This window comes from Actinomadura sp. NPDC048032 (assembly GCF_040653175.1).
Classification (GTDB): Bacteria; Actinomycetota; Actinomycetes; order Streptosporangiales; family Streptosporangiaceae; genus Spirillospora; species Spirillospora verrucosospora.
In genome coordinates, this window is sequence record NZ_JBEZJP010000460.1 from 1 (window position 1) to 6,193 (window position 6,193).

Genomic DNA, 6,193 nt, shown 5'->3' on the forward strand with positions numbered 1-6,193 from the left:
TCGCCGAACGCCACGTGCATCAGCACGCGGTGCTTCGGCGTGTTCGGCAGCGGGTTCGTCAGGGGCGACCTGTTCGAGGTGACGCCGGGCCACGCGATGTACGGGCGCTGCGACGCGCCCGCGGCGTTCTTCGAGCGGCTGCGGGAGTCCAATCCGGCGCCGTACGAGTTCCTGTTCAACCTCGGCGAGGGCGAGTTCCTGGTCGGCGCGTCGCCCGAGATGTTCGTCCGGGTCAGCGGCGACCGCGTCGAGACCTGCCCGATCGCCGGGACGATCAGGCGCGGCGCCGACCCACTGGAGGACGCCGAGCAGATCCGCACGATCCTGTCCTCGGCGAAGGACGAGTCCGAGCTGACCATGTGCACCGACGTGGACCGCAACGACAAGTCCCGGATCTGCGTGCCGGGCAGCGTGCGCGTCCTCGGCCGCCGGCAGATCGAGATCTACTCCCGGCTCATCCACACCGTCGACCACATCGAGGGGCGGCTGCGCCCTGGCTTCGACGCGCTCGACGCGTTCCTCACCCACATGTGGGCGGTGACGGTCACGGGCGCGCCGAAGGCGTGGGCGATGCAGTTCATCGAGGACCACGAGGACTCGCCCCGCCGCTGGTACGGCGGCGCGGTCGGCTGCGTCGGCTTCGACGGCTCGATGAACACCGGGCTGACGCTGCGGACCGCGCAGATCCGCGACGGGGTGGCGACCGTGCGGGCCGGGGCGACGCTGCTCTACGACTCCGACCCCGACGAGGAGGAGCGCGAGACGCACCTGAAGGCGAGCGCCCTGCTGGGCGCGCTCGCCGCCGCGCGGAAGGGCGCCGGGGCCGTGCCGCAGGAGGCGCCGCTCCCCGCGCAGCCGGGCGAGGGCGTCAGGGTGCTGCTCGTCGACCATGAGGACTCGTTCGTCAACACCCTCGCCGACTACTTCCGGCAGCACGGCGCCTCCGTGGTGACCCTGCGGCACGGGTTCCCGCTGGGGCTGCTGGACGAGCACGCGCCCGACCTGGTCGTGTTGTCGCCGGGCCCTGGACGCCCGGAGGACTTCGGCACCCGCTCGCTCCTGGACGAGCTGGACGCCCGGAGGCTGCCGGTCTTCGGCGTGTGCCTCGGGCTGCAGGCGATGGTGGAGCACGCCGGCGGCGAGCTGTCGCTGCTGCCCGAGCCGTCCCACGGCAAGCCCGGCCGGGTGGAGGTGAAGGGGGGCGACCTGTTCGAGGGCCTGCCCGGGGAGTTCACCGCCGCCCGCTACCACTCGCTGCACGCCACGCCCGACCGGGTGAAGGGGTTCCAGGTCACGGCGCTGACCGGGGACGTCGTCATGGCGATCGAGGACCCGGCGCGGCGGCGCTGGGCCGTGCAGTTCCACCCGGAGTCGATCCTCACCGCGGCCGGGGGCGCCGGGCACCGCATCGTCGCCAACGTCCTCCGCCTGTGCCGCGCCGGGGGCTGACGCCCCGGTCGGGGCGCGGATGATCGCCGTCGTCCCGCGGAGGGGGAGGGGGAGGCTCGACCTTCCCCTCTGTAACAAAACGGGTAATTCGGTCATCCGCAAAGAGATTGGGGTTTCTTGGTTCTCCCTGGGGGGACGCCGGGGTCCATGATGACAATCCTGTGGCTCATCGCGGTCATCCTGGTGATCGCCGGCATCTACGTGATCCTCGCGCGGCGCGACCTCCTCTGGGGCATCGTCCTCATCGTCGTCGGCCTCCTCGTCGGCCCGGGCGGGGTGAGCATCTTCACCTGACCGAAAATCCGGCCGACCGGGGCGAAACCCTGACGTGACCTGTCAGGTTTCGGTGCCAGCATCGTCCCCATGAGTCGTGCACTGACTGGAAAGATCGCACTGGTCGCGGGCGCCACGCGCGGAGCGGGACGGGGAATCGCCGTCGAGCTCGGCGCCGCGGGCGCGACCGTCTACGTGACGGGACGGTCCACCCGGACCCACCGGTCGGAGATGGACCGTCCCGAGACCATCGAGGAGACCGCCGAGCTGGTCACGGCCGCGGGCGGCGAGGGCGTCGCCGTCCAGGTCGACCACCTCGACCCGGCGCGGGTCGCCGCCCTCGTGCGCCGCATCGACGAGGAGCACGGGCGGCTGGACGTCCTCGTCAACGACATCTGGGGCGGGGACCGGCTCTTCGAGTTCGGCAGACCGCTGTGGGAGCAGTCCCTGGACGACGGCCTGCGCATGCTCAGGCTGGCCATCGACACCCACGCCATCACCAGCCACTGCGCCCTGCCGCTGCTGATCCGCGAGCCGGGCGGCCTCGTCGTGGAGGTCACGGACGGGACCGCCGAGTACAACGCGGCGTACCGCAAGGAGTGCGGCTACTTCTACGACCTCGCCAAGAGCGCCGTCCTCCGGATGGCCCTCGCCCAGTCCGAGGAGATCGCGTCCCACGGCGCGACGGCCCTCTCGCTGACGCCGGGATGGCTGCGCTCGGAGGCGATGCTCGACAACTACGGCGTCACCGAGGAGACCTGGCGCGACGCCACCCGGAAGACGCCGCACTTCGCGATCTCCGAGTCGCCGGCCTTCGTGGGCCGCGCCGTGGCGGCCCTGGCCGCCGACCCCGAGCGGGCGCGCTGGAACGGGGCGTCGCTGTCCAGCGGCGGGCTCGCCCAGGTCTACGGGTTCACCGACGCCGACGGCAGCCGCCCCGACGCCTGGCGCTACGTCGTCGAGGTGATCGACGGGGGCCTTCCCGCCGACGTCGCCGGCTACCGGTAGCCGGCGGGCCCCGCCGTACCGGTTTGAGGGCGCGCTGACCGGTTATCCGGCGTGGAGACTCGTGAAAGGAGGAGCCATGCCGATGACGGACAAGAGCGGCGAGCCGCGGAAGGAGGAGCTTCCCGGCACGCTCCAGCGCTCCCCGAAGGAGGCCCAGGAGACCTTCGCCAAGGCCCACGACTCCGCCGTCGAGACCTACGGCGAGGGCGAGCGGGCGCACCGCACCGCGTACTCGGCGCTCAAGCACAGGTTCGAGAAGCGCGGGGACCGGTGGGTCCCCAAGGGGCACAAGGGGCCGTCCGACCCGCGGGCGAAGAACCCCGACGCGCGCCACGGCAAGGGCAGGAGCTTCGGCGGAGTGGACGTCGAGGGCAGCAGCAAGCGCGAGCTGTACGACCGCGCCGCCGCCCTCGACGTCCAGGGCCGCTCGAAGATGACCAAGGAGGAGCTCGCCGAGGCGATCGCGCGCAAGCAGGACTAGCCGGGCGGCCGGTCCGCCGTCCGGTACAGCTCCGCCAGGCGGGCGGCCGCGTCCGCCATCCGCTCCCGCAGCTCCGGCGGGGCGAGGACCTCGACCTCGGCTCCGAGCCGCATCAGCTCGGACGCCGCGACGGCCGCCGACTCCACGGGCAGCGTGGTCACCACCCATCCGCGCTCGTCGGTCCCGCCCGCGGCGGCCGCCGCCTGGCGGGCGGCGTACGGCTCGACGGCGTACCGCAGGATCCGCATGCCGGCCGGGGACAGGCGCACCACGGCCTCCTCGCGCAGCACCGACCGCACGAAGGCGGCCGCCTGCACGCGCCAGTGCCCGGCGAGGTCGAAGTCCTCGTCGCGCTCGAAGAACTCCCCGGTGGGGCGCACGGCGGCGACGCGGTCCACCCGGTACGTGCGGTGCCCGCCCCCGGCGCGCGCGACCAGGTACCAGACGCCGTTCTTCAGGACGAGCCCGTACGGCTCGGCCGTCCGGGTGACCTCGGAGTCCTTGCGGCGGTAGCGCAGCTCCACGGTCTCGTCGTCCCACACCGCGCGGGCGAGGTCGCGCAGCAGCGGCGGCGGCCCGCTCTCGCCGAACCAGCCGGGCGCGTCGAGGTGGAAGCGCTGGTTCGCGCGGGCGGGCGCGTCGCGCAGGGCCTTCGGCAGCGCGGCGAGGACCTTCAGCTCGGCGGCCGCGAGCGCGTCCGCGCGCCCCATGTCGCCGGCGGGGCCGGGCAGGCCGGACAGGAACAGCGCCTCGGCCTCCTCGCGGGTGAGCCCGGTGAGCCGCGTCCGGTAGCCGCCGACCAGCCGGTACCCGCCGCCCCGCCCCTGGTCGGCGTAGACCGGCACCCCGGCCGCCGACAGCGCCTCCATGTCGCGGTAGACGGTGCGCTCGGACACCTCCAGCTCGCGCGCCAGCTCGGCGGCGGTCATCGTCTCCCGGGACTGCAGAAGGAGCACGGCGGAGATCAGTCGGGCGGCGCGCACGGTGCCCATCCTGCCGAACGGGGAGGGTTCCTGACAATTTCGTGGGAGGTTCGCCGCGTTCGCCTGTCCCGGCACGCCGGATCGCTGTTAATTTCGCGGCGTGCCTACCGACAACACGAGCATCGCGGCGTTCATCGACGCCCTCCCGAAGGTCGAGCTCCACGTCCACCTCGTGGGCTCCGCCTCCGTCCCGACCGTCCTCGAACTCGCCCGCCGCCACCCGGACGGGCCCGTCCCCGCCGACGAGCGCGAGCTGCGCGCCTTCTACGAGTTCCGCGACTTCCCGCACTTCGCCGAGGTGTACGAGTCGGTGTCGAGCCTCGTCCGCACCCCGGAGGACGTCGGCACGCTCGTCTCCGGCATCGCCCGCGACCTCGCCGCGCAGAACGTCCGGTACGTCGAGCTGACCGTCACGCCCTACACCCACCAGCGGGCCGGGATGCCGATGCCCGCGGTGACCGAGGCGCTCGACCTCGCCGCCCGCGAGGCCCGCGACCGGTTCGGCCTCGGCCTGGCCTACATCTTCGACATCCCCGGCGAGTTCGGCGCCGAGGGCGCCCGCGGCACCCTCGACCACGCGCTGCACCACCCGCCGGAGACGCTCGTCGGGTTCGGGATCGGCGGCATCGAGCAGGCCCGCGCGCCGTTCCGGGACGCGTTCCGCGACGCGTTCGCCGCCGCCCGCGCCGCCGGCCTGCGCAGCGTCCCGCACGCGGGGGAGATGACCGGCCCGGAGACGATCTGGGAGGCCGTCGAGGGGCTCGGCGCCGAGCGCATCGGCCACGGCACCAACTGCCTGGACGACCCCCGCCTCGTCGCCCACCTGCGCGAGACCCAGCTGCCGCTGGAGGTGTGCCCGACCTCCAACGTCTGCACCGGCCAGGTCGCGGACCTCGGCGCCCACCCCCTGCCGCGGATGCTGGAGGAGGGGCTGTTCGTCACCCTGAACAGCGACGACCCGCCGATGTTCAACACGACCCTCACCGGCGAGTACCGCGTCGCGGCCGAGGCGTTCGGGCTCGGCCGCGCCGAGCTGGCCTCCCTGGCCCGCAACGCCGTGACGGCCTCCTCGCTGGACGAGGAGGGGCGCAAGGCGATCACCGCCGAGATCGACGCGCTGGTCTGAGCCGGACGGTCAGCCCCAGGCCATGCGCCGCCACGGGCTGCCGGGGTCCTCGGCGAGGATGCGGTGGCCGGTGAGGGAGCGTTCGTACCATTCGCCGAACTCGCCCTCGTCGAACCGCAGCATCCGGCCGAGGACGTACCCGGCCGAGAACTCCTGCCACGACGCGTACGTCTGATGGGCGCGGTGCCCCGCCGTGAGGACGCACTTCTCGGCCTCCTCGGCGTCGCAGTACCCGGCGTTCAGGCCCCAGCGGGCCATGTTCACCGCGCGCCCGAGGTCGTAGCCGAAGACGCTCTCGACGCGGCCGTCGGGCGGGAGCAGGCCGTCCGCCCGGAACCGCGCCTCGTAGCGCAGGACCGCCTCGGAGAGGTCCAGGATCTCCCGGACGGTCTGCTCGGAGATGTCGCGCTCGCCGCACCAGGCGACGATCGCGTCCTGCCAGGCCCGCTTGCCGGTGCCCCGGCCGCGCCGGTCGAGCACCATCTGGATCGCCGGGTCGCTGTTGCGGGCGTCGAGCAGCGCGTCCATCTGCTCGCGCCAGCTCTCGGTGCCGGTGATGCCCCAGTCGCGCTCCAGCAGCACCCGGTCGTCGCGGGCGCTCTCGTCGTCGGCCAGGCTGTTCCAGGCGACACCGTTGCCGACGGCCAGATGGGCGCCGACGGCGAGGGCCGCGGCGAGCCGCCCCCAGGCGGCGCTGCCGGGGTCGGTGACGAGGACGTCGTGGTCGCGGTCGGGGCGCCGCTCGGCGTCCGCGAGCAGCTGGGCGACCTGCCGGTACGCCTCGCCGCCGGGCTCGTTCGTGCGCGATCCGGCGTCGCTGAGCCGGGCGTTCGGGGCGTGGGGCGCGGCGTACCTGCCGGATGCCGAAGCAGG

General features: G+C 73.6%; 7 protein-coding genes. 5 read left to right on the forward strand and 2 right to left on the reverse strand.

Annotated elements, in window-relative coordinates; genetic code table 11:
- From AB0C69_RS36275 to AB0C69_RS36290, 4 genes are all read left to right on the forward strand, one after another.
- The coding region (locus tag AB0C69_RS36275; RefSeq protein ID WP_360359986.1) for an anthranilate synthase component I at positions 1-1,449 on the forward strand (1,449 nt) is incomplete at its 5' end.
- A gap of 147 nt (positions 1,450-1,596) precedes the next feature.
- Positions 1,597-1,743, forward strand: a complete 147-nt coding sequence (locus AB0C69_RS36280; protein WP_165959128.1) for a GPGG-motif small membrane protein — start codon at positions 1,597-1,599, stop codon at positions 1,741-1,743.
- Between the two features lie 69 nt (positions 1,744-1,812).
- Entirely contained in the window at positions 1,813-2,730 is a 918-nt protein-coding gene (locus AB0C69_RS36285; RefSeq protein WP_360359990.1) for an SDR family oxidoreductase, read from the forward strand.
- A 76-nt stretch (positions 2,731-2,806) separates the two neighbouring features.
- A complete protein-coding gene (locus AB0C69_RS36290) occupies positions 2,807-3,211 on the forward strand; it encodes a ChaB family protein (protein ID WP_353832315.1) in 405 nt (134 codons plus the stop codon).
- On the opposite strand, the gene AB0C69_RS36295 is transcribed toward AB0C69_RS36290, so the two are convergent.
- Entirely contained in the window at positions 3,208-4,194 is a 987-nt protein-coding gene (locus AB0C69_RS36295; RefSeq protein WP_360359994.1) for a YafY family protein, read from the reverse strand. The two genes, AB0C69_RS36290 and AB0C69_RS36295, sit on opposite strands and share 4 nt — an antisense overlap.
- A 100-nt stretch (positions 4,195-4,294) precedes the next feature.
- Here AB0C69_RS36295 and add point away from each other — a divergent pair, with 100 nt between their 5' ends.
- The gene (add, locus tag AB0C69_RS36300; protein ID WP_360359997.1) at positions 4,295-5,320 is read left to right on the forward strand and encodes an adenosine deaminase; all 1,026 of its coding nucleotides are present in this window, start codon (positions 4,295-4,297) and stop codon (positions 5,318-5,320) included.
- Positions 5,321-5,329: 9 nt separating this feature from the next.
- Here the strand turns inward: add and AB0C69_RS36305 are convergent.
- A partial coding sequence (locus AB0C69_RS36305) for a DUF1266 domain-containing protein (protein WP_360360000.1) occupies positions 5,330-6,193 on the reverse strand: 864 nt, incomplete at its 5' end.